The sequence below is a fragment of the Streptomyces sp. NBC_00322 genome (assembly GCF_036147535.1).
In the GTDB taxonomy this organism is placed as follows: domain Bacteria; phylum Actinomycetota; class Actinomycetes; order Streptomycetales; family Streptomycetaceae; genus Streptomyces.
This window is the reverse complement of the sequence record NZ_CP108019.1, coordinates 4,229,533-4,251,570: the sequence shown is the minus strand read 5'-3', so window position 1 is coordinate 4,251,570 and position 22,038 is coordinate 4,229,533. Positions and strand designations below refer to the sequence as shown.

General features: G+C 71.3%; 18 protein-coding genes. All 18 read left to right on the top strand.

Going from position 1 to position 22,038, the window contains the following annotated elements; all coding sequences use genetic code 11:
- Positions 1–4 precede the first annotated feature (4 nt).
- The gene (locus OG905_RS19255; protein WP_328682455.1) at positions 5–2,662 is read left to right on the top strand and encodes a SpoIIE family protein phosphatase; all 2,658 of its coding nucleotides are present in this window, start codon (positions 5–7) and stop codon (positions 2,660–2,662) included.
- 831 nt (positions 2,663–3,493) lie between these two features.
- The gene (locus OG905_RS19250; protein WP_328673572.1) at positions 3,494–4,012 is read left to right on the top strand and encodes a DUF2617 family protein; all 519 of its coding nucleotides are present in this window, start codon (positions 3,494–3,496) and stop codon (positions 4,010–4,012) included.
- Between the two features lie 53 nt (positions 4,013–4,065).
- Positions 4,066–5,661 (top strand): polyamine aminopropyltransferase, encoded by a 1,596-nt coding sequence (locus OG905_RS19245; protein ID WP_328673570.1) that lies wholly within the window; start codon positions 4,066–4,068, stop codon positions 5,659–5,661.
- Between the two features lie 73 nt (positions 5,662–5,734).
- Positions 5,735–6,634, top strand: a complete 900-nt coding sequence (locus OG905_RS19240; RefSeq protein WP_328673568.1) for an SRPBCC family protein — start codon at positions 5,735–5,737, stop codon at positions 6,632–6,634.
- A gap of 22 nt (positions 6,635–6,656) precedes the next feature.
- Positions 6,657–7,451 carry an aldose epimerase family protein gene (locus OG905_RS19235; RefSeq protein WP_328673567.1) on the top strand — a complete coding sequence of 265 codons (795 nt, stop codon included), beginning with the start codon at positions 6,657–6,659 and terminating at the stop codon, positions 7,449–7,451.
- A gap of 10 nt (positions 7,452–7,461) precedes the next feature.
- The gene (gene pyrE, locus OG905_RS19230) at positions 7,462–8,001 is read left to right on the top strand and encodes an orotate phosphoribosyltransferase (RefSeq protein ID WP_328673565.1); all 540 of its coding nucleotides are present in this window, start codon (positions 7,462–7,464) and stop codon (positions 7,999–8,001) included.
- Positions 8,002–8,226: 225 nt separating this feature from the next.
- Positions 8,227–9,249, top strand: a complete 1,023-nt coding sequence (gene fbaA, locus OG905_RS19225; RefSeq protein ID WP_328673562.1) for a class II fructose-bisphosphate aldolase — start codon at positions 8,227–8,229, stop codon at positions 9,247–9,249.
- A 55-nt stretch (positions 9,250–9,304) separates the two neighbouring features.
- Complete coding sequence (locus OG905_RS19220) at positions 9,305–10,486, top strand: MalY/PatB family protein (protein WP_328673560.1); 1,182 nt, start codon at positions 9,305–9,307, stop codon at positions 10,484–10,486.
- A gap of 27 nt (positions 10,487–10,513) precedes the next feature.
- The gene (locus OG905_RS19215; RefSeq protein ID WP_328673558.1) at positions 10,514–11,995 is read left to right on the top strand and encodes an MFS transporter; all 1,482 of its coding nucleotides are present in this window, start codon (positions 10,514–10,516) and stop codon (positions 11,993–11,995) included.
- Positions 11,996–12,934: 939 nt separating this feature from the next.
- A complete protein-coding gene (locus OG905_RS19210) occupies positions 12,935–13,348 on the top strand; it encodes a DUF3151 domain-containing protein (RefSeq protein WP_324975226.1) in 414 nt (137 codons plus the stop codon).
- A gap of 118 nt (positions 13,349–13,466) precedes the next feature.
- On the top strand, positions 13,467–14,345 hold the full coding sequence (locus OG905_RS19205; RefSeq protein ID WP_328673554.1) for a DUF3152 domain-containing protein: 879 nt from the start codon (positions 13,467–13,469) through the stop codon (positions 14,343–14,345).
- A gap of 100 nt (positions 14,346–14,445) precedes the next feature.
- On the top strand, positions 14,446–15,267 hold the full coding sequence (locus tag OG905_RS19200) for a tryptophan 2,3-dioxygenase family protein (protein WP_266480014.1): 822 nt from the start codon (positions 14,446–14,448) through the stop codon (positions 15,265–15,267).
- Positions 15,260–16,453: a kynureninase gene (gene kynU, locus OG905_RS19195; RefSeq protein ID WP_328673552.1), complete on the top strand. Its 1,194-nt coding sequence runs from the start codon at positions 15,260–15,262 to the stop codon at positions 16,451–16,453. Before OG905_RS19200 ends, kynU begins: the two co-directional genes overlap by 8 nt.
- A gap of 177 nt (positions 16,454–16,630) precedes the next feature.
- A complete protein-coding gene (locus OG905_RS19190) occupies positions 16,631–17,509 on the top strand; it encodes an alpha/beta hydrolase (RefSeq protein WP_328673550.1) in 879 nt (292 codons plus the stop codon).
- A 100-nt stretch (positions 17,510–17,609) separates the two neighbouring features.
- Positions 17,610–18,953 carry a sensor histidine kinase gene (locus tag OG905_RS19185; RefSeq protein WP_328673549.1) on the top strand — a complete coding sequence of 448 codons (1,344 nt, stop codon included), beginning with the start codon at positions 17,610–17,612 and terminating at the stop codon, positions 18,951–18,953.
- Complete coding sequence (locus OG905_RS19180) at positions 18,950–19,609, top strand: response regulator transcription factor (protein ID WP_328673546.1); 660 nt, start codon at positions 18,950–18,952, stop codon at positions 19,607–19,609. The genes OG905_RS19185 and OG905_RS19180 overlap by 4 nt, the downstream gene beginning before the upstream one ends.
- 51 nt (positions 19,610–19,660) lie before the next feature.
- Positions 19,661–20,227 (top strand): TetR/AcrR family transcriptional regulator, encoded by a 567-nt coding sequence (locus OG905_RS19175; protein ID WP_328673544.1) that lies wholly within the window; start codon positions 19,661–19,663, stop codon positions 20,225–20,227.
- 547 nt (positions 20,228–20,774) lie between these two features.
- A complete protein-coding gene (locus OG905_RS19170) occupies positions 20,775–21,977 on the top strand; it encodes a cytochrome P450 (RefSeq protein ID WP_328673542.1) in 1,203 nt (400 codons plus the stop codon).
- The last annotated feature ends 61 nt before the right edge of the window (positions 21,978–22,038 follow it).

Here is a 22,038-nt window from a genome sequence, read left to right as displayed (position 1 = left end):
GTCACTGACCGACAAGCACCCCCGGAGCGTTGCGGGGCAGGTCTTCACCCTGCAGGTGGCCTTGGTGGTGCTGCTTGTGGCGGCCGCGGTGCTCGCGCTTGTGCTGCAGTCCCGGTACGACAGCAGCTCGGAGGCGAAGCGCCGCTCTATTGCCGTGGCGCAGACGTTTGCGCACTCACCGGGTGTTCTGGCTGCGCTGAAGACCCCTGACCCCTCCAAGGTGCTGCAGCCACTCACCGAGGCGGGGCGGAAGGCGGCCGGCGTCGACTTCATCGTGGTGATGGACACCAAGGGGATCCGCTACACGCATCCCCAGCCGGAACGGATCGGGAAGAGGTTCGTCGGCACCATCGAGCCCTCGCTGGCCGGCCGCGTGTACACCGAGAGCGTCCATGGCCCGCTCGGCCACGAGGTACAGGCGACCGTCCCCATCTACGACCTCAAGGGCAACGTCGTGGCCCTGGTGTCCGCCGGTCTGAAGGTCAAGAACGTGACCAGCGTGGTGGACAGACAGCTGCCGATCATCCTCGGTGCCGGAGCAGCCGCGCTCGCCCTGGCCACGGGCGGGACGGCGCTGGTGGCCAGGCGGCTTCGGCGGCAGACCCACCGTCTGGGCCCGGCCGAGATGACCCGCATGTACGAGCATCACGACGCTGTGCTGCACGCCGTACGCGAGGGTGTGCTCATCGTCGACAACGACGGTCAGCTGCTGCTCGCGAACGACGAGGCCAGGCGACTGCTGGACTTGCCGCCCGACGCCGAGGGGCGGCACATCTCGGAACTGCCCAGCCTTGATCCCCCCACGGTGGAGCTGCTGACCTCGGGCCGCGTGGCCACGGACGAGGTGCACCTGGCCGGGGAGCGGCTGCTTGCGGTGAACCAGCGGCCCACGGATCGCCACGGCGGCCCCGAGGGGACGGTCGCGACCTTGCGTGACTCCACGGAGCTGCGGGCGCTGTACGGCAAGGCGGAGGTGGCCCGCGAGCGGCTGAAACTGCTGTACGACGCCGGTCTGGGCATCGGTACCACCCTCGACGTGGTGCGTACGGCCGAGGAACTGGCGAAGGTCGCGGTCCCCCGATTCGCCGACTTCGTCACCGTCGATCTTGCCGACCCGGTCCTGCGAGGGGAGGAGCCGAACGGTACCGGCGCGGACATGCGCCGCACCGCGGTCCACGGCATCCGGGACGACCATCCCCTCTACGAACTCGACCGCCTGATCGACTTCGTCCCCTCCACACCGCAGGCACGCGGTCTCGGCAGCGGACTCTCGGAGCTGGTTCCCGACCTGGCCGCCGCGTCCGGCTGGCATGCCCAGGACCCGGAGCGGACACGGATGATCGTCGACTACGGCATCCATTCGCTCATCACGGTGCCCCTCCAGGCGCGGGGCGTCATCCTCGGCATGACCAACTTCTGGCGCTCGGAGAAGCCCCAGCCGTTCGAGGAGGACGACCTGTCCCTGGCCGAAGAACTCGTCGCCCGGGCGGCGGTCAGCATCGACAACGCCCGCCGCTTCACCCGTGAGCACACCCTGGCCGTCGCCCTGCAGCGCAGCCTGCTGCCGCGAGCCCTGCCCGAGCAGAGCGCCCTCGAAGTCGCCCACCGCTACCTGCCCGCGCTGTCCGGCGTGAGCGGCGACTGGTTCGATGTGATCCCGCTTCCCGGCAGTCGCGTGGCGCTGGTCGTCGGGGACGTCGTCGGCCACGGCCTGCACGCGGCCGCCACGATGGGACGGCTGCGCACGGCGGTGCACAACTTCTCCACGCTCGACCTGCCGCCCGACGAAATCCTCAACCACCTCGACGATGTGGTCGGGCGGATCGACCAGGAGGAGGAGGCGGCGTCCGCGGGTGCGGGGGTCATGGGCGCCACGTGTCTGTACGCGATCTACGATCCCGTCTCCCGCCGCTGCGCCATGGCGCGGGCCGGGCACCCCCTGCCCGCGCTGGTCCACCTCGACGGCAGTGTGTCCTTCCCCGATCTTCCGGCCGGGCCGCCGCTGGGCCTCGGCGGTATGCCGTTCGAGACCGCCGAGCTGGAACTGGCGGAGGGCACCCAACTCGTCCTGTACACCGACGGGCTCATCGAGGACCGCACCCGGGACATCGACGTGGGGATCGAGATGCTGCGCAAGGCCCTGGAGTCCCATCCCGACCGGTCGCCGGACGAGAGCTGTCAGGCAGTGCTCGACGAGCTCCTGCCCAGTCGGCCGAAGGACGACGTGGCGCTGCTCATCGCCCGCACACGGGCGATCCCGCCCGACCACGTCGCCGGCTGGGACGTGCCGCTGGATCCCGCCGCCGTGGCGGGGATGCGCGCCGCCGTGGCCGAGAAGCTGGACGACTGGGGTCTGTCCGAGCTCGCGTTCGCCATGGAACTGGTGCTCAGTGAGCTGATCACCAACGCGATCCGCTACGGCTCCGCGCCGGTCACGATGCAACTGCTCCACGATCGCACCCTGACCTGCGAGGTGGCCGACGGCAGCAGCACCTCGCCCCATCTGCGGTATGCGGCCACGATGGATGAAGGAGGCCGCGGACTGTTCCTCGTCGCGCAGATGGCCGAACGCTGGGGCACCCGCTACACCCCCGAGGGCAAGGTCATCTGGGCGGAGCTGGCGCTGCCCCGATCCGACGGGAGCCTTGACGGCACGGTTTGACGGGAGCCTTGACGGCACGGTTTGACGGGAGCCTTGACGGCACGGTTTGACGGGAGCCTTGACGGCACGGTTTAGGGGGTGTCCGACGTCCCCTGCGCGGTGACGACGTGCCGAAGCTCTGGAGTTGCTCAAGTCTGCTTTGGGTTCCGGGGGCCGGGGGCATCCCCCTGACACGCAAGAAGCGGTCACGCGACGACGCGGGGGGCTCGCTTCGGGGGATGGAAGGACGGTGAGTGCAGTGCCAACGTTCATCGGGATTCTGATCATCGGGTTCGTGTTCGTCGTGATCATCGCGATGGCCTCCGGTTCCAAGCGGGCCGGGAGCGGCAGGGGGCGCCGGAGCGGCGCATCGGGTGGCGCCGCGGGGAGCGGCAGCTGGTGGGCCGGTGGCGGTGATTCGGGCGGCAGCTCGTGCGGAGGCGGCTCTTCCTGTGGCGGGGGTTCGTCCTGCGGGGGCGGCGGGGGATGCGGTGGCGGAGGCAGCTGACACGGGGCAGCCGGTCCGCGACCACTGAAGGCACCTGGCGGAGCAACTCCCGCCGGGTGCCTTCTTGTTGATGGTCGGCGAGGTGACCTTTGTGGCCGTTCGCAGTTGAACAGTTGAACCGTCAGGCCCCCGGGGGGATGGAAACCCCTGCAAGTTGGGTAAAAATGCTGTGAGCGTCGCTTACTTCATGATTCCCTCGCTGTCGGAACCTTGTTGGAACCATCCAGCCCTCGGACCTGATGTGGACCCGAGTCGGCGCTCCTCCCGGATCTTCTTCAACTCCCCCTCAGGGGCGCTGCCGGTCCACGTGTCCACCCCCCGAAGCGTGTTTGCGGAGCCGACCCATGCTCACGACCCTCCATACCGCCTACACAGACACCCGCGCCGACGACCTCGCCTGGGCGCTGGGCCGGGAGCCGCTGCCCGCCCTCGCCGTCCTCGACCTCGAACTGTCCGGAGCGAAGCTCCAGTTGAGGCTGCTCGGTGCCTCGCACCAGGTACTGCTGGAGGAGGAACAGGGCAGCTGCTCCGAGACCGTCGCCTGCATGCCCGGCAGCAGCACCCCGCTCCCTCTCGGCGTCGCCAAGCGGATCGGGGACTGGGAGTACGAGTTCGCGGCCCGCGTCGAGACGCTGTCGAACGGCTCCTTCGCCGGGCGCGCGCAAGAGCTCCTCGCACTGGTCGCCGATCACCCCCATGGGCTGGCCGGCACCTTTCCCGGATCACCGCACGCGTTCACGGCGATGCTGGCGCAGCGGCTCGATGGCCAGGTGCGGTGGCGCACATGGCATGCCTATCCGCAGGAGGGCCAACTCGTTGTCACCCGAACGCGGGTCGGTGCCCGTATGCCTGCAACGCTGTAGTGAACCCTTGTGGGTGACAAGCCGCACCGTACCCCTGACGTAGCGTTACGAACATGATCGACCGGCCGCCGACCTCACCGCCCCCGTGCGCGGTGCGGCTGCCCGTGCGCCCCGACGCCGGCCGGTATCTGGTGCTCACCGCCGTCTTCGTCTGCGCCGCCTGCGGACTTGTGTACGAGCTCGAACTGGTCGCGCTCGCTTCGTATTTGATCGGCGACTCCGTCACCCAGGCGTCCGTCGTGCTGTCGGTGATGGTCTTCGCCATGGGCGTCGGCTCGCTCCTCGCCAAGCGGCTGCGCTGCCGGGCCGCGGTCGGATTCGGTGTGCTGGAGACGGTGCTCGCCCTGGTCGGCGGCTGCTCGGCGATGGTGCTGTACGCCGCGTTCGCCTGGTTCGGCGAGTCCCGGTTCGTGCTGGTGGGCTTCTCGCTGGCCATCGGGGTGCTGATCGGCGCGGAGATCCCCCTGCTGATGTCCCTGATCCAGCGCATCTCCCGGCGCGACGCCGAGGGCACGGTCGCGGACCTGTTCGCCGCGGACTATGTGGGTGCCCTGGTCGGCGGGCTCGCCTTCCCGTTCCTGCTGCTGCCCTGGCTGGGTCAGCTCACGGGCGCGCTGTTGACGGGAGCCGTCAACGCGGTGGCCGGCGGCTCACTCGTACTGTGGCTGTTCCGGCAGGATCTGACGGCGCGTTGGCGCGGCTGGCTGCTCGTCGCCAATGTGGCAGTGCTCGCCGTGCTGGCGACCGCGACCGTCATGGCCGACGACTTCGAGCGGGCCGCACGCCAGGCGGTCTACGGCGACGAGGTGCGCGTCGCCATCCGCACCGGCGTCCAGGAGGTCGTCCTCACCGGCAGCCGTTCGGGGCCGCCGGATCTCTTCCTCGACGGACGGCTGCGGGTCAGCGGGCACGACGAGTACCGCTACCACGAGGCGCTGGTGCACCCGGCGATGCTGGGGCCGCACGCCCGGGTGCTGATCCTGGGCGGGGGCGACGGGCTGGCCGCGCGCGAGGTGCTGCGCTACCGGGACGTCGAGTCGGTGACCGTCGTCGAACTGGACCCGGGCGTCGTCCGGCTGGCACGCAGCGACCCGGCGCTGGCCGCGCTGAACGGGCACGCCCTGCGTGACGCGCGGGTGCGGGTCGTCTTCGCGGACGCCTTCACGTGGCTGCGTGTGCCGCGCGGGACGTACGACGTGGTGATCTCGGACCTCCCCGACCCGGGCATCACACGGAGCACGAAGCTCTACTCCCAGGAGTTCTACGGACTTGCCGCGAGGGTCCTCACGGGCGGCGGGCGGCTCGTCGTGCACGCGGGGCGGCCGGGCTCGGGCCCGCGCACCTTCTGGACGGTCGACGCGACGCTGCGGGCCGCCGGGTTCCGGACCCGTCCGTACTGCGCCGCCGGACCGCTCGCCGGTTTCGCCGAGGGGGCCGGGCGCTCGGGGCGGGCGGCGCCCGTGCCGCGCGGATGGGGCTTCCTGCTGGCAGCCGTTGGGTGGGCGCCGCAGCTCGGGCTTGCCTCCTCGGCGCCGCCGCTGAGGGCGCTGGACGCGTCCGAGCTCGCGGCCGGGGCCTGGTGTGCGGAGCGTACGAGGCTGCCGGGTCTGCCGCCCTCCACGCTGGTGCACCCGCGGTACACCGACTGAGTTGCGCATCGAGTGGGCCGTACACGGACCGAAACGCAGACGTGGCGGGCGCGTCTGAGTAGGCTCGGCTCCCATGGAGCATGAGGTGTTCGTTCCGGTTCCGGCAGAGACCGTCCGAAAGGCGCTGAGGGACCCCGTCCGGGTCGCCCGCTGTGTGCCGGGGCTCCAACAGGACGCGGACGAGTCCGCAGGCCCGCTCGCCGGCCGGCTGAAGGTGCGCATCGGCGGGCACACGATCACCTACCGCGGCACCCTGCGCATCGTGGAACAGGGCGAGGTCTTCACGGTCGAGGGCGACGGCGTGGAGGCGCGCGGCACCGGCTCGGCCAAGGTGAGCCTGACGATCCGGCCGGAGCCCGCCGAGGGCGGCACGACGCTCACCTTCACGGGGACGTCGAGCGCCGAGGGCCGGCTGGCGGAGCTGGAGGACGCGACGACGGCGTCCGCCGCGCACCGGCTCCTCGACCGTTTCGCGGACCGGCTCGCGACGACCGCGGAGGACCCGGCGGTGGAGGACGCGCCGGCCGACGACGCGTCTGCCGACGATGCGGCGGTGGGTGAGACGGCGGTGCAGGACCAGGACGGCGACGCCGCGGCGCCGTCCGTGCTCGACGCGCCCGTGCCGCCGCCCTCCCTCGACCCCGCCGCCGAGGAGGAGTTCGACGCGGCCGATTTCGACGAGGGCGAGGCGCAGGCTCCGGACGGACCCGAAGAGCCGGAGGAGTTCGGCGAACTGCATGAGCTTCCCGCCATCCCCGACGAGCCGCCCGCCGAGGCGGCGCACGCCCGCCGCACCATGATCGGGCGCAGCGCCGAAGAGGTCGACCACGCCCCGCCGCGCGGGCGTTACGCCCCCACGCCCGCCCCCGACGCCGGTACCGCCGCGGCCACCCTGCGCTGGATCGCGCCCGCCGCTGCCCTCGCGCTCGCCTCCGCCGTGGTCGTCAGCCGAGTGCTGCGCCGCCGCAAGTAGTCACCGCCAGTACTGTCGTGGTGTGAGTAGCGAAGAGAGCGTCCGGCTGGCCGCCGGAGACGTCGAGTTGACCGTCCGTCCGCAGAACGGCTGCCGTGTCGGGGGCCTGAGCATCGGCGGCACCGAGGTGCTGCGCCAGGGCGACCGCTACGGGTGCTTTCCGATGGTCCCCTGGTGCGGCCGCGTCAGGAACGGCCTGTTCCGCAACGGCGACGTCGCGCATCAACTGCCGCTCAACTCCCCGCCGCACGCCATCCACGGCACCGGCCGCGACACCGCCTGGCGCACCGCCCGTACGTCCAAGAGCGAGGCGTCCTTCACGTACGACCTCGCCGAGCCCTGGCCGTACACCGGACGTGTCACCCAGACCTTCGAGCTGGCCGAGGACTCGCTGACGCTCGCCATGGGCATCGAGACGTACGACACCTCCTTCCCGGCCCAGGCCGGCTGGCACCCGTGGTTCCGGCGCAACCTCGGAAGCGGCGAGGACGCGCGCGTCGACTTCAGCGCGGCGTGGCAGGAGCAGCGCGGGGAGGACCATCTGCCGACCGGGCAGCGCATCGCGCCCCAGCCCGGGCCCTGGGACGACTGCTTCGGGATGCCCGACGGGGTCTCGGTCACCCTCACCTGGCCCCAGCAGCTGGAGCTGACCGTGACCAGTCGCGCCGAGTGGGTCGTGATCTACGACGAGCAGGCCGAGGCGATCTGCGTGGAACCGCAGTCCGGCCCGCCCAACGGCCTCAACACCCACCCTCAGCTCGTCACTCCGATCGAGCCGCTGGAGATCGCGACGACCTGGAGCTGGCGGCGCCTCTAAGCTGGCGGGCATGACTGACGTACGTGGTGAGCTGCTCCAGCAGATCAAGGACAAGGCCGTGGTGCACGGCAGAGTGACCCTCTCCTCGGGCATTGAGGCCGACTGGTACATCGATCTGCGCCGGATCACGCTGGACGGCGAGGCCGCGCCGCTGGTCGGACAGGTGATGCTCGATGCCACCGCTGAGCTGGACTACGACTGCGTGGGCGGGCTGACCCTGGGCGCCGACCCCGTGGCCACCGCGATGCTGCATGCGTCGGCGGCGCGCGGGCAGCGGCTCGACGCCTATGTCGTGCGTAAGACGGGCAAGGCGCACGGCATGCAGCGCCGGATCGAGGGCACCGACGTCAAGGGCCGCCGCTGCCTGGTCGTCGAGGATGTCTCGACCACCGGTGGCTCGCCGCTCACCGCTGTCGAGGCGGTACGGGAGGCGGGCGGCGAGGTCGTCGCGGTCGCCGTGATCGTCGAGCGGGGCGCGGCACCGGCCGTCGCCGAGGCGGGGCTGCCCTATGTCAACGCCTACTCGCTCGGCGAGCTCGGTCTCGCCTGAGACCTGTCCGCGAGCAACTCGTGACCTGGGTCGCGAGAGGGCCTCTGACCTGCGGTGATGATGAGGGGTCGGCTGTTTCACGTGAAACAGTCGGCCCCTCACGCATGCCCACGACGCACGCAGGGTGGAGCCGCGCCAAGAGTCTGGAAAGATAGGCCGTGACGATGACGTCGCCCCCAGGTCAGGGCCAGCACCACATACCCGCACATCACAAGGAGCGGACACATGCCCATCGCGACTCCCGAGGTCTACAACGAGATGCTCGACCGGGCGAAGGCAGGCAAGTTCGCCTACCCGGCCATCAATGTGACCTCGTCCCAGACCCTGCACGCTGCGCTGCGCGGCTTCGCGGAGGCCGAGAGCGACGGCATCATCCAGATTTCGACCGGTGGCGCCGAGTTCCTGGGCGGCCAGCACAACAAGGACATGGTCACGGGAGCGGTCGCGCTGGCCGAGTTCGCGCACATCGTCGCCGCCAAGTACGACATCACCGTCGCCCTGCACACGGACCACTGCCCCAAGGACAAGCTCGACGGCTATGTCCGTCCGCTGCTCGCCGTCTCCGCCGAGCGCGTGGCCAAGGGCCAGGACCCGCTGTTCCAGTCGCACATGTGGGACGGCTCGGCCGAGACCCTCGCCGACAACCTGGCCATCGGCCAGGAGCTGCTGGCGCAGGCCGCCGCCGCCAAGATCATCCTCGAGGTCGAGATCACCCCGACCGGTGGCGAGGAGGACGGCGTCACCCACGAGATCAACGATGAGCTGTACACCACCGTCGAGGACGCGCTGCGCACCGCCGAGGCGCTCGGCCTGGGCGAGAAGGGCCGCTACCTGCTGGCCGCCTCCTTCGGCAACGTCCACGGCGTCTACAAGCCGGGCAACGTCGTGCTCCGCCCCGAGCTGCTGAAGGACCTGCAGGCCGGTGTCGCCGCCAAGTACGGCAAGGCCGACCCGTTCGACTTCGTCTTCCACGGCGGCTCCGGCTCCACGGCCGAGGAGATCGCCACCGCGCTGGAGAACGGCGTCGTGAAGATGAACCTCGACACCGACACCCAGTACGCCTTCACCCGCCCCGTCGCGGACCACATGTTCAAGAACTACGACGGTGTGCTGAAGGTCGACGGCGAGGTCGGCTCCAAGAAGACCTACGACCCGCGCACCTGGGGCAAGGCCGCCGAGGCCGGTATGGCCAAGCGTGTCTCCGAGGCCTGCGCGGCCCTGCGCTCCACGGGCACCAAGCTCAAGTAAACGACGTCCGCACCGCCGGGCCCGGCACCCCCTCGCGGGGTGCCGGGCCCGCGGCATGCCCCGGGAAGGACTCATCGTGAGCTATGACTTCGACACCCCCGTCGACCGGCGCGGCACCTGGTGCATCCAGTGGGACGGGGTCGCCGACCGCTTCGGCGCCGACGGGCTGCTGCCCTTCACCATCTCCGACATGGACTTCACCTCACCGCCCGAGGTCCTCGAAGCGCTCCAGCGACGTGTCGCCCACGGTGTCTTCGGCTACACCGACTGGCGGCACGAGGACTTTCTGTCCGCCGTGGCGCACTGGTTCAGCAGCCGCTATGACACCGAGATCGACACCGGACGGGTCGTGTACGGGCCGTCCGTGCTCAACCAGCTCTCCCAGCTGCTGCGGATGTGGTCCGAGCCGGGCGACGGGGTCGTCGTCCACACACCGACGTACGACGGCTTCCTGAAGGCGATATCGGGCCTCGGGCGGGAGCTGCGCGGGGTGCCGGTCGGTGACATGGCCGCACTGGAGCGGCAGCTCGCCCGCGCCGACAGCAAGGTGCTCGTCCTCTGCTCGCCCCACAACCCCACAGGACGGGTGTGGACTCGGGCCGAGCTGGAAGAGACGGCCCGGCTGGCGGCCGCGTACGACGTCGCCGTCGTGAGCGACGAGATACACGCCGACTTCGTCCACCCCGGCTTCGTGGCGGACGGGCAGCGCCATCTGCCGTGGACGCGGTTCGGAGCGGGCCGCTGGGCGCTGATCACCTCGGCCACCAAGGCCTTCAACTTCCCGGCGCTGAGCGGCTCGTACGGGATCATCGGCGACCCGGACGACCACGCGGCGTTTCTGCGCCGGATGCAGACCGGCGAAGGGCTCGCCTCGCCGGCCGTGCTGTCGCTGACGGCGCACATCGCCGCGTATCGCGAGGGCGGGCCGTGGCTGGACGAGCTCGGCGCGTATGTGGCGGGGAATCTGCGGATGGTCGCCGAACGGCTGGGCTCCGCCTTCCCCGAGCTCGGCTGGCAGCCGCCACAGGCCGGCTATCTCGCCTGGATCGATCTGCGGGCGCTGGGCATCGACGACGCGGTGCTGCAGCGCGAGCTGATCCAGCGGGAGAAGGTCGCGATCATGCCCGGCACCACGTACGGGGTTGAGGGCTTCGTACGGTTCAACGTCGGCTGCCCGCGCGCCAAGGCGGAGCGGGGTGTGGACGCCCTGATCCGTGCCCTCCACCGACTCGTCTGAGCCGGTGGAGGCTGGGATGATCCGGGTATGGACAAAGCCCCGGGCGAGATCAGGCTTTCCACCGCCACCGGGCGCTGGGTGATTCTGACGACCGTGCTCGGGTCCAGCATGGCGCTGCTGGACTCCACGGTCGTCAATGTCGCACTGCCTCGCATCGGCGAGGACCTCAACGCCGACCTGGCGGTCCTCCAGTGGACCGTCAACGCTTACACGCTCACCCTGGCCGGTCTGATCCTGCTCGGCGGGTCGCTCGGCGACCGCTACGGGCGGCGGAAGATCTTCGTCCTCGGCGTGATCTGGTTCGCTATCGGCTCGCTGCTGTGCGGCCTCGCACCCAACGACATTCTCCTGGTGGCCGCGCGTGCCCTGCAGGGCGTCGGCGCGGCGCTGCTCACCCCGGGGTCGCTGTCGCTGATCCAGGCAAGCTTCCACCCCGACGACCGGGCGCGTGCGGTGGGGCTGTGGTCGGGTTTCGGAGGCGTCGGCGCGGCGGTCGGTCCCTTCATCGGCGGCTGGCTCGTCGACGGGCCCGGCTGGCGCTGGGTGTTCCTGATCAATGTGCCGCTGGCCGCGCTGTGCGTACCCGTGGCGCTGCGGCATGTTCCGGAGTCGCGCGACCCGCAGGCGCACGGCCGGTTCGACGTACTGGGGGCAGTGCTCGGCGCGGCGGCGCTGGCGCTGATCACGTACGGGCTCATCGCGCCGCAGGTGTGGGCGGGCGTCGCGGGCGTGGTGGTCGGCATCGCGTTCGTACTCGTCGAGCGCTCGCGGCCCGATCCGATGCTGCCGCCGTCGATCTTCGCCTCGCGGCAGTTCACCGCGGCCAATCTGGTGACGGTGTGCGTGTACGCGGCCTTCGCCGGCTTCTTCTTCCTGACCGCCCTGCAACTCCAGGTGGTGGCGGGCTATTCGGCGCTCGGCGCGGGGACCGCGCTGCTGCCCACGACGGTGCTGATGCTGCTCTTCTCCGCGAGATCGGGCGAGTTGGGGGAGCGGATCGGCCCGCGCATCCCACTCACCGTGGGCCCGCTGCTGTGTGCGGGAGCGATGCTGCTGATGCTGCGCGTGGGCGAGGACGCCTCGTACGTACGCGATGTGCTGCCCGCCATGCTGGTCATGGGCATGGGCATGGTGACGCTGGTCGCGCCGCTGACCGCGACCGTCCTGGCGTCCGTGGAGACCGCGCGGGCGGGGCTCGCGAGCGGCATCAACAACGCGGCGGCCCGCGCGGCCGGACTGCTCGCGGTGGCGGCGCTGCCGCTGCTGGCGGGGATGGGGCCGGAGGCGTATCGCTCGGCGGAGCAGTTCGGGGAGACGTTCCGGCGGGCGATGCCGATGTGTGCGGGGGTGCTGGTGCTGGGCGCGCTGATCGCGTGGACGACGGTACGGAGGCCGGAACCGGCGGACGTCCTGGCGCGGGCGCGGCCGCAGTGCCGGGTGAACTGCGGGGTCTCGGCGCCACCGCTGGAACAGGCGGCGGAACGGGTGACCGGGTCCGCGGGCCCCTGACCGGGGGCTGCGCCGCATGCCTGAGCGGTCCGGGTGTGGGTCGCATCGTGGCCCGGTGTGGTGCGGGTCTGGGCGGTCCGGGGTGCCCGGTGCCGTGGGGTGCGGGTTCCGGGTCGCCTCCGGGATCGACTCCTCGGCGTCGGCGGCGGTGAGGGGTTCGTAGGGGCATCCGGTGTTGGCCGCCAATCGCCTGCGGGGACGACCCTGCACCGCCCCTCGCCACCGGACGGGCTGCGGTGCGTGGGGGTTCGCCCGCGAGGCCACCCACCGGGCAGCAACCACCAACGCCCCCTGGCCCACGGCACCCACGAACCCGGTACAAGCGCCGTCGGGCTCGACTCCTCGGCGTCGGCGGCGATGGGGGGTTCGTAGGGGCATCCGGTGTTGGCCGCCAATCGCCTGCGGGGACGACCCTGCACCGCCCCTCGCCACCGGACGGGCTGCGGTGCGTGGGGGTTCGCCCGCGAAGCCACCCACCGGGCAGCAACCACCAACGCCCCCTGGCCCACGGCACCCACGAACCCGGTACAAGCGCCGTCGGGCTCGACTCCTCGGCGTCGGCGGCGGTGAGGGGTTCGTAGGGGCACCCGGTGTTGGCCGCCAATCGGGGGTTCGCCCGCGAAGCCACCTACCGGACAGCAACCGTCAACGCCCCCTGGCCCACGTTCACCACGGACGCTGGAAACGCGGGGACGACCCTGCACCGCCCCTCCCCACCGGACGGGCTGAGGTGCGCGGGGGTCCGCCCGCGAAGCCACCCACCGGGCAGCAACCACCAAACGCCCCCTGGCCCACGCTCACCACGGACGCTGGAAACGCGGGGACGACCCTGCGCCGCCCCTCCCCACCGGACGGGCTACGGTGCGCGGGGGTTCGCCCGCGAGAGCGCCCCACCGCGCCCCCGCCGCGGATCTCGCAGGGACCTGTGACACTTGGGCCATGTCCATCCATGAAAACCTCCTCGGGGGACCGCCCCCGACCCACCTGCCCGACGAGCCCGAGCCGCGTGAGCTGCTCGCGGCCGGGACGGCGCCCGCCGAGGTCGCCGCCAAGTACCCGACCTCCTCGCTGGCCTGGGCCCGGCTCGCCGACGACGCCTTCGAGAGCGGGCGCGTCGTGGAGTCGTACGCATACGCCCGCACCGGCTACCACCGCGGCCTCGACGCGCTCCGGCGCAGTGGCTGGAAGGGCCACGGCCCCGTGCCGTGGGAGCACGAGCCGAACCGGGGCTTTCTGCGGGCCCTGCACGCGCTGGCCCGCGCCGCGCAGGCGATCGGCGAGCAGGAGGAGTACGAGCGCTGCTCGACGTTCCTGCGGGATTCCTCCCAGACCGCGGCGGACACGCTGAGCTGAAGCGCGGACACGCTGCGCTGATCATGGAACCGAAGGCCCGTATCCCCTGTCTTGATCGTGGGACGCGGGCCTTCGGCCTGTCCGCCCGCACACCGGTACCGCTGGGGAGGGGTCTGTCTTGGGCAAGCGTGCCGACGCCCGTCGCAAGGATTCCCGCCGCCGGCTTTTACGAATACTCCCGGTCGGCGCGGCCCTCGGCGTCCTCGCGCTCGGCGGCGGCGCGGCCCTCGCGCACTGGCAGGGAAGGGAACAAGCCGCGACCGGGGCCGCCCAGGACACCGTCCGGCCGCTCCTTCCCCCGTCACAGAGCCCCGAGGCCGCCGATCCCGAGGCCGCCGACCCCGAGCCGCGCACCACCGCCTCGGCGCCCTCGCGAAACCGCCCGCCGGTTGCCGAGCCGCCCACGAAGCGGAAGCCACCCGCCAAGGTCCCGGCCTCGGGTGCGGGCACCTTCACCACCACCCGTGGCGAAGGCCGCCCGTCCGGCTCGGGCACGCTGCGGCGCTACCGCGTCCAGGTCGAGAACGGCGTCGACATCCCCGCGAAGGACGCCGCCACCGAGATCGAGCAGATACTCGCCCATCCGCGCGGCTGGGCCGCGCACGGCCGGGGCTCCTTCCAGCTCGTCGAGTCCGAGGCCGACGCCGATTTCGTGATCAGGATCGCCACCCCGGCCACCGCCGACCGCCTCTGTCTCGCGCAGGGCCTCGACACCCACGGCGAGCTGAACTGCGAGACCGCCGACGGTGTCGTGGTGAATCTGCGCCGCTGGATGCTTGGCTCGCCGACGTTCAAGGGCACGCCCGCCGAGTACCGGCATCTGATCATCAACCATGAGGTCGGGCACGAGATCGGCATCCGCCGGCACCTGGGCTGCGGGGGCCCCGGCAGGCTCGCGCCGGTGATGATGCAGCAGATCAAGGGGCTGGACGGCTGCCGTTCCAATGCCTGGCCGTACGACGAGGACGGGACGTACGTCACAGGCCCGGAGCTCTGACCCGTGAAAAGCCTGTCGGCTTATGATGCCAGTGGGGACCGGGGCTCCCGAGCCAACAGGAAGGGGCGGACCGCTACCCGGACACGTCGAGGAGACAGCGATGTCACATGACGCGGCCCCGAACCTGGATTTCGCGGGCACCACTCCGTACGAGGACTATGTCCAGGCGGACGTTCTCACCCACCTCCAAAAGACGCTCTCGGACGATCCGGGAGAGATGGTCTTCCTGGTCACCACGCAGGTGATGGAGCTGTGGTTCACCGTCATCGTCCATGAGTGGGAGACGGCGGCGCGCGCCCTGCGCGAGGACGATCTGCCCGTCGCACTCGCCGCGCTGAAGCGCAGCACGTACGAGCTCGAATCGCTCAACGCCTCCTGGAAGCCGCTGGCGCACCTGACGCCCGCGCAGTTCAACGCGTACCGCAGCGCCCTGGGCGAAGGCTCCGGCTTCCAGTCCGCGATGTACCGGCGGATGGAGTTCCTGCTCGGCGAGAAGTCGGCGTCGATGCTGGTGCCGCACCGGGGCGCGCCGCGCGTGCACGCCGAGCTGGAGAAGGCCCTGCACGAGCCGAGCCTGTACGACGAGGTGCTGCGGCTGCTCGCCCGGCGCGGGCTGCCCGTGCCGTCCTCGGTCCTGGAACGGGACCTGTCGCAGAAGTACGAGCCGTCGGAGGACGTCGAGAAGGTCTGGGCCGCGGTGTACGGCGGCGAGGACCAGGACAGCGACATGGTCCGTATCGGCGAGGCGCTGACCGATGTCGGCGAGCTCGTGTGGCGCTGGCGCAACGACCACCTGGTGGCGACGCGGCGGGCCATGGGCTCGAAGGCGGGAACGGGCGGTTCGGCCGGGGTTGCCTGGCTGGAGAAGCGGGCCCGCAAGAACGTCTTCCCGGAGCTGTGGACGGCGCGCAGCCATGTCTGAGTCACTGGCCCACAGGGCCGCGGCGCTCGACGCCGCCGACGAGCTGGCCGGTGCGCGCAAGCTGTTCGCGCTCGACGAGACGGTCTATCTGGACGGGAACTCGCTGGGCGCGCTGCCCGCGCACGTACCCGCGCGGGTCGCGGACGTGGTGAGCAGGCAGTGGGGCGAGCTGCGGATCCGCTCCTGGGACGAGAGCGGATGGTGGACGGCGCCCGAGCGGATCGGCGACCGGATCGCGCCGCTGGTGGGTGCGGGACCGGGGCAGGTGGTGGTCGGCGACTCCACAAGTGTCAACGTTTTCAAGGCGGTTGTCGGGGCGGTACGGCTGTGCGGGGACGACTCCCGTACGGACATCGTGGTCGACGCGACGACGTTCCCGACGGACGGCTACATCGCCCGGTCGGCGGCCCGGATGACGGGCAAGCGCCTGGTGCCCGTCGCCCCGGCGGACCTGCACTCCGCCCTCGGGCCGAGCACCGCGGTCGCACTGGTCAACCATGTCGACTACCGCACCGGCCGCCTCCATGACCTGCCGTCGCTCACCGCGGCGATCCACGAGGCGGGCGCGCTCGCGGTCTGGGACCTCTGCCACAGCGCGGGCGCGCTGCCGATCGGCCTGGACGAACACGGCGTGGACCTGGCGGTCGGCTGCACGTACAAGTACCTGAACGGCGGGCCGGGTTCGCCGGCGTATCTGTACGTCGCCGAGCGGCACCAGGCGGCGTTCGACTCCCCGCTGCCGGGCTGGAACTCGCACGCGGACCCCTTCGCGATGACGCCCGGCTTCGAGGCGGCGCCGGGCGCGGTCCGGGGGCGGGTCGGGACGCCGGACATCCTGTCCATGCTGGCGCTGGAGGCGGCGCTGGATGTGTGGGAGGGGGTCTCGATCGAATCCGTACGGGCGAAGAGTCTGGCGCTGACGGATTTCTTCCTGGAGTGCGTCGAGGCGTACGTGCCCCGGGGGACGGTCGCCTCGCTGACGCCGGTCGAGCATGCCGCGCGCGGCAGCCAGGTCGCGCTGCGGTGCGCGGACGCGCCCGCGGTGATGGAGCGGCTGATCGCGCGGGGCGTGGTGGGGGACCTGCGGCGGCCGGACGTGCTGCGGTTCGGGTTCACACCGCTGTATGTGGGCTTCGGGGACGCGGAGCGGGCGGCGGCGGTCCTGGCGGAGGTTCTGGCCGGCTGAGAATCAGCCCGCCCGGCGTTTGAGGACATGCGGCCGAAGGTCGCATACGGGGTTCCGGGGCGGAGCCCCAGTTACGGGAAACCGCGGGGCGGGGACAAGCCCCGCCCCGCGGAACCGGCTGCTACCGTCCCCGCTGGTCAGGTCAATTCCGCCACTCCGCAGGAAGGCTCGAGCGCAATGCCGGACCCCGTCGACCCCGTCGCCCGTGACGCCGCCGAGTTCGAGTCGGTGCTTTCGCATCCCGCCGTCACGCCGGACGAGTCCGTCGCGTACGGGGACCATCCCGACCAGGTCGTCGACTTCTACGCGCCCCGCGGCGGGCAGGCCGGTGCGCCCCTCGTCGTCGTGCTGCACGGCGGCGCCTGGCGAGCCCCGTACGACCGCTGGCATGTCACCCCCTTCGCGGACTTTCTGGCCCGCCGCGGGCTCGCCGTCGCCAATGTCGAGTACCGGCGCGGGCGCGAGATTCCGCAGCAGCACGGGAGCGGGCCCGTAGCCGGGCGGTGGCCGGAGACCTTCGACGACGTCGCCGCGATGATGGACGCCCTGCCCGCCCTCGCGCGAAAGGCCCTGCCGCAGGCGGACGTCCGGCGCATCGTGGTGACCGGGCATTCCGCGGGCGGGCATCTCGCGCTGTGGGCCGCCGCGCGGCATGTGCTGCCCGTCGGGTCGCCGTGGCGGCTGGACGCGCCGCCCGCGCTGCGCGGGGTCGTCGCGCTCGCCCCGGTCGCGGACTTCGCGACGGCCGTCGAGCTCGATGTGTGCGGTGGTGCGGTGACCCAACTCCTCGGTCGTGAGGCGGAGTTCGAGGCGAGGAGCGCGCACGCCGATCCGTCCGCGCTGCTGCCGACGGGCATCGCCACGACCGTCGTCCAGGGCCGCACCGACATCGTCGTGCCGTACGCCGTCTCCGAGTCGTACGTCGACGCCGCGGCCAAGGCGGGGGAGACGGTCGGGCTGACCCTCCTCGAAGGGGTCGGGCACTTTCCGCTCATCGATCCCGCCGCCGACGCGTGCGCGGTCGTCGCGGAGGAGATCGCTCAGCTCGCCTGGTAGAGGCACGCGGACGCGTTCCACCCGTAGGGCGCGCCTGACCAGGAAGTACCGCGAGTAGACGCAGGTAGTACTCAGGGCGGACGCGGCAGGATCCGCAGCGATGCTGACGACCGCGTCCGTCCGTCCGCTTACCGTTCTGTACGTGACCGAGATGAACCGCAGCCCCGAGTACCGCCTTGCAGCGGGCGCCCTGAGCGGCCTCCGCGAGGACCTCTTCCACGACGCCTTCGCCTACCGGCCGCTGCCGCGGAGGCGCACGGACGGGCCGATAACCCGCCGGCTCCCGGGCCGGATACGCGACTACGCGGCCTGGATGCCGCATGCCGCGGTCGGCGCCGTGGCGATGTTCACGCTGCTCCTGGCCTATGGCGGCGAGGGCGTAGGACCGGCGTTGGTGCTCACCGGGTTCATCCCGGCGGCCGCCGTGGTGATGACGCTGCTCCGGCCGGTCGGCGCGTTTTGGCTCTCGCTGGCGTCGACGCCCCTGGGCGTCACCGCCGGCTACTACGGCGACTGGCCGTGGTCGCCCAGCGGCTTTGTCTCGCACCTGGCGGTGATGACCCTGGTGGCGCTGCGGACCCGGCCGCGCACCGCGGCCTGGATGTGGCTGCTCACCGCCGGATACGGCCTGTTCGCCGAGGTCGTGCTCTCCCGGGGCTTCAGCTCCAACATTCCGGAGATGCTCTTCCTCGCCGCGCTGGCGCTGCTGGTGGTGACCGTGCGGCAGGTACGCCGCGAAGCCAAGGAGGAAGTCGCGGCCCAGCAGACGGTGACGGCCGTCGAGCGCGACAAGCGCACGCTGCTGGAAGAGCGCACCACCATCGCGCGTGAGCTGCACGACGTGGTGGCCCACCACATGTCGGTGGTGGCGATCCAGGCGGAGGCGGCGCCGTACCGGGTGGAGAACCCGCCGCCCGAGCTGGAGCGGGCGTTCGCCACGATCCGGGAGAACGCGGTGGCTGCGCTGACCGAGCTGCGCCGGATCCTCGGAGTCGTACGGGCCGAGGACTACCAGGCCCCGGACGCACCGCAGCCGGTGCTCGGCGACCTGGACAGCCTGCTCGCGAATGTCCGTGACGCGGGCCTGGAGACGGAGAAGACGATCACCGGCGCGGTCCGCACGCTGCCACCGGGCGTCGAGCTCTCCGCGTACCGGATCATCCAGGAGGCACTGAGCAACACACTGCGCCACGCGCCCGGAGCGACGGCGAAGATCGAGATCTCGTACGTCCTCGGTGGCCTGGGCCTGCGGGTCGTGAACACCGCGCCCCGGGGCCTGGTCAAGCCCTCGCCGGGCGCCGGGCACGGCATCACGGGCATGCGGGAGCGTGTGACGATGCTGGCCGGCGAGATGACCGCGCAGCCCACGCAAGACGGCGGCTACGAGGTGACCGCCTTCATTCCCGTCGTCGCGGCCGAGACCGCATCCGAGGAGACCTCATGACGATCCGCGTCCTCATCGTCGACGACCAGATCATGGTCCGCGAGGGCTTCTCGGTCCTGCTGAACGCGATGCCCGACATCGAGGTCGTCGGCGAGGCCGTGAACGGCCGCGAGGCAGTCGCCAAGGTCGCCGAGCTCGCCCCCGACGTCGTCCTCATGGACATCCGTATGCCGGAGCTGAACGGCATCGAGGCGACCCGCGAGATCGTCGCGGCGCACGCCGATTCCAAGGTGCTGGTGCTGACCACCTTCGACCTCGACGAGTACGTGTACCAGGCGCTGCGTGCGGGAGCCTCCGGCTTCCTGCTCAAGGACGCGTCCGCACGCCAACTGGCCGACGGCGTACGGGTGGTGGCGGCCGGCGAGGCACTGCTCGCCCCGACGGTGACGCGCCGCCTGATCACGGAGTTCTCCAAGCTCTCCCAGACCCCGCGGCCGCCCGCGCTGGCGCAGGTCGGCGACCTGACGGAACGCGAGACGGAGGTCCTTGTGCTGATCGCGCAGGGGCTGTCGAACGCGGAGATCGCCTCGCATCTGGTGGTCGCCGAGTCGACGATCAAGACGCATGTGAGCCGGGTGCTGGTGAAGCTGGGCCTGCGGGACCGGACACAGGCGGCGGTGTTCGCGTACGAGGCGCGCTTGGTCACGCCGGGCTGAGGACTCCTCACGTGCGTTGACACGCAAGAGTGTGAGTGGTTGAGTACTCACATGAAGAGCGAACGACCCCGCCAGTTGTCCACCGCGGAGGAGCGCCGCGAGACGGTGCTGCGCACCGCCATCGGCGCGTTCGCGGCGCGTGGCTACTGGGGCACGACCACGACCGAGGTGGCGAAGGCGGCCGGCATTTCGCAGGCGTACGTCTACCGCTTGTTCCCGAACAAGGAGCTGTTGTTCACCGCCGTGGTCGAGCACTGCTTCGTGCTGGTCCGGGCGAGTCTGGAGCGGGCGGCGGCGGAGGCGAAGGGCAGCTCCGCCGAGGTGGTGCTGGATGCCATGGGGGACGCCTACGCGCGGCTGATCAGCGACAACGACCTGATGCTGATCCAGCTGCACGCCCAGGCCGCAGCCGTCTCCGAGCCGGCTGTACGCGAGGCGGTCCGGCAGGGCTATGCCCGGGTGGTGGAGTACGTCCGCGGCGCCTCCGGCGGCACCGAGGAGCAGGTCCAGCAGTTCTTCGCGATCGGCATGCTGTGCCACCTCATCGTCTCCATGCGGGCCGACGAGGTGGACGCCCCCTGGATCCGAACGCTGGCCGCGGGCATCACGCACTACTGACACCCGGCGCAGCCGCGCAGCCGGGCCTGTCGGCTGGGCACACAGCCCCGCCGTTTTCTTAGCGGCAATTGTGAGTGGTTGACCACACATGGAGATGCCGTGAGGATCACTGACACCACCCGCAGCCCCGGAGCGGCGCTCGCGGCTCTGGCGGGGGCGCAGTTCACCGTCATGCTCGCCACCTCGATCGTGAACCTGTCCGGCGCGGGAGGCGCGGCCGGAGTCCTGCTCGGTGGTGTCCTCACCCAGGCGTGGGGCTGGCAGTGGATCTTCTTCGCTGTCGCCTTCGGCGCGTTCCTGGTCCTGGCCGGCGCTGCCGTCAGCGCCCCTGCTCACCATCGTTTCCGACCTCAAGCAGGACGCCTCCCAGCTCCTGGTGGTCCTGGACGCCTCCAGCCTCGACCGGATCGCGACGGTCCAAAGCCGGGCCCGGTGCTCGGGCTTGCTCGCCCCAGCACGTCGTTCCTCGTCTCCATACGTATATCGGAGTCCTCAGGGGATTCCCCGGGGGCTACGGCCCGGCCGTACCTTCGGCTAGCGTCGGCCCATGGCCGCCTTCGACCCCTGGTCACCCGCATTCCTCGCCGACCCCTACCCCGCCTACGCCGAGCTCCGTGCCCGCGGACGCGTCCACTTCTACGAGCCCACCCGCCAGTGGCTCGTGCCCCGTCACGCCGACGTCTCCGCGCTCCTGCGGGACCGGCGGCTCGGCCGGACGTATCTGCACCGCTTCACCCACGAGGAGTTCGGGCGTACGCCGCCGCCCGCCGAGCACGAGCCGTTCCACACGCTCAACGACAACGGGATGCTGGACCTGGAGCCCCCGGACCACACCCGCATCCGGCGCCTGGTCTCGAAGGCGTTCACGCCGCGCACCGTCGAGCGGCTGGGCCCGTACGTCCAGGGGCTGGCCTCCGAGCTGGTGGGCGCGCTCGTCGCGGACGGCGGCGGCGATCTGCTGACGGCCGTCGCCGAGCCGCTGCCGGTCGCCGTCATCGCTCAGATGCTGGGCATCCCGGAGTCCGACCGCAAGCAGCTGCGGCCCTGGTCGGCGGACATCTGCGGGATGTACGAGCTGAGCCCGTCGCGGGAGACGGCGCATCGGGCCGTCCGGGCGTCCGTCGAATTCTCCGCCTACCTGCGGGAGTTGATCGCCGCCCGCCGCAAGGAGCCGGGCGACGACCTGATCTCGGGCCTCATCGCCGCACACGACGAGGGGGACCGGCTCTCCGAGCAGGAGATGATCTCCACCTGCGTCCTGCTCCTGAACGCGGGGCACGAGGCGACGGTGAACGCCACCGTCAACGGCTGGTGGGCGCTGTTCCGCCACCCCGGGCAGCTGGCGGCCCTACGCGCCGACCGCTCGCTGCTGTCCACAGCTGTGGAGGAGCTGATGCGGTACGACACCCCGCTCCAGCTCTTCGAGCGCTGGGTCCTGGACGACATCGAGATCGACGGTACGACGATCCCGCGCGGCTCCGAGGTCGCCCTGCTCTTCGGCTCGGCCAACCGCGACGCGGACGTCTTCGCCTGCCCGGACACCCTGGACCTGTCCCGCGAGGACAACCCGCACATCTCCTTCAGCGCGGGCATCCACTACTGCATCGGCGCGCCCCTGGCACGTATCGAACTGGCGGCGTCCCTGGGGGCCTTGCTGGACCAGGCCCCGACGCTGCGTCCGGCGGCGGAGCCGGAACGCAAGCCGAACTTCGTGATCCGCGGTCTCAAGGAGCTGCGCGTCGAGCTGTAGCCCTGTCCTTAGCCCACGCAGGTCATCGTCTCCGGCCGTTCGTGGGACGGGTGCGCTGCCC

What these genes read in the sequence shown, in the direction of transcription:
- OG905_RS19215 (WP_328673558.1), top strand. Translation starts at nt 10,514, where the DNA reads ATGGACAAAGCCCCGGGCGAGATCAGGCTTTCCACCGCCACCGGGCGC.
- OG905_RS19250 (WP_328673572.1), top strand. Translation starts at nt 3,494, where the DNA reads ATGCTCACGACCCTCCATACCGCCTACACAGACACCCGCGCCGACGAC.
- fbaA (WP_328673562.1), top strand. Translation starts at nt 8,227, where the DNA reads ATGCCCATCGCGACTCCCGAGGTCTACAACGAGATGCTCGACCGGGCG.
- OG905_RS19185 (WP_328673549.1), top strand. Translation starts at nt 17,610, where the DNA reads ATGCTGACGACCGCGTCCGTCCGTCCGCTTACCGTTCTGTACGTGACC.
- kynU (WP_328673552.1), top strand. Translation starts at nt 15,260, where the DNA reads ATGTCTGAGTCACTGGCCCACAGGGCCGCGGCGCTCGACGCCGCCGAC.
- OG905_RS19175 (WP_328673544.1), top strand. Translation starts at nt 19,661, where the DNA reads ATGAAGAGCGAACGACCCCGCCAGTTGTCCACCGCGGAGGAGCGCCGC.
- OG905_RS19245 (WP_328673570.1), top strand. Translation starts at nt 4,066, where the DNA reads ATGATCGACCGGCCGCCGACCTCACCGCCCCCGTGCGCGGTGCGGCTG.
- OG905_RS19200 (WP_266480014.1), top strand. Translation starts at nt 14,446, where the DNA reads ATGTCACATGACGCGGCCCCGAACCTGGATTTCGCGGGCACCACTCCG.
- OG905_RS19210 (WP_324975226.1), top strand. Translation starts at nt 12,935, where the DNA reads ATGTCCATCCATGAAAACCTCCTCGGGGGACCGCCCCCGACCCACCTG.
- OG905_RS19170 (WP_328673542.1), top strand. Translation starts at nt 20,775, where the DNA reads ATGGCCGCCTTCGACCCCTGGTCACCCGCATTCCTCGCCGACCCCTAC.
- OG905_RS19190 (WP_328673550.1), top strand. Translation starts at nt 16,631, where the DNA reads ATGCCGGACCCCGTCGACCCCGTCGCCCGTGACGCCGCCGAGTTCGAG.
- pyrE (WP_328673565.1), top strand. Translation starts at nt 7,462, where the DNA reads ATGACTGACGTACGTGGTGAGCTGCTCCAGCAGATCAAGGACAAGGCC.
- OG905_RS19180 (WP_328673546.1), top strand. Translation starts at nt 18,950, where the DNA reads ATGACGATCCGCGTCCTCATCGTCGACGACCAGATCATGGTCCGCGAG.
- OG905_RS19240 (WP_328673568.1), top strand. Translation starts at nt 5,735, where the DNA reads ATGGAGCATGAGGTGTTCGTTCCGGTTCCGGCAGAGACCGTCCGAAAG.
- OG905_RS19220 (WP_328673560.1), top strand. Translation starts at nt 9,305, where the DNA reads ATGCCCCGGGAAGGACTCATCGTGAGCTATGACTTCGACACCCCCGTC.